1 pseudogene is annotated in these 802 nt (G+C 28.2%); it reads right to left on the bottom strand.

The annotated features are described in order from the left end of the window. Positions 1 to 757, bottom strand: a pseudogene (locus CDOM16189_RS08005) (hypothetical protein); the annotation flags it as partial. Positions 758 to 802 lie beyond the last annotated feature (45 nt).

Below are 802 nucleotides of genomic sequence, written 5' to 3'. Positions count from 1 at the left end.
TTATAAGCTCAATATCGCAAGAATTTCCCACACCTTCAATTCTGATATCTGCCGACTGACAGTATTTTGCAAATAAACTATCATCATATGCATGAAATTCAAAAGACAACATTTTTAACAGCCAGCTATTTACGCTACTATCTTTATATATGCAATAGCTATTTTTACTAACAGCTACAATTTCATCGGCACTTCTTAACATTGCCTCGTAATCAAATTTTATACCTATTAAGCGACCTAAAAAGCTTATCTTAGGTTGTTCCATTTTTTGGCATTTGGCACTATTGCAATCTACAAAAGAAATATCGGTGACTTCATTTTTCGTAATTTCTTTTTTTGCTATACATTTATTCATGAGCTTTGAGTGTATATGATTTAAAAAATATGTAATAGGGAATTCTCCTATATTATTTTTTGATAAAAAGCAATCTTTTGAGATATTGTTGTCAAGATATATTCTGTAAAATTTGTTGTCTTTTGTATGTTCATTTTTTTCTTTAAAATCTACAAAATCTACAAAATTATTAATAATAGACAAAATCCCTTTTTCTCCCACATAAAAATTAGTTGTATTACCTTCTATTTCGCCGACATAATAACCACGTTGTAACGACTTTTTATAAATTTCAATTCCAGCATATTTAGAGATATAATATCTGTTTGCTAAATTAAAAACTACCAAATCAGCAAAAAATATCACAAACCATACAAAAAGCCAAAGTAGCTTACGTTTGCCTTTAGGAATTATTATAGCCATAAAGAAAGTTACGATAAGAAGTATTAGGATTATAAAAAAAGGAGT

Origin of the sequence: Campylobacter sp. RM16189, from assembly GCF_012978815.1 — a bacterium.
In the GTDB taxonomy this organism is placed as follows: domain Bacteria; phylum Campylobacterota; class Campylobacteria; order Campylobacterales; family Campylobacteraceae; genus Campylobacter_A.
This window is presented reverse-complemented; position numbering and strand designations above follow the sequence as displayed.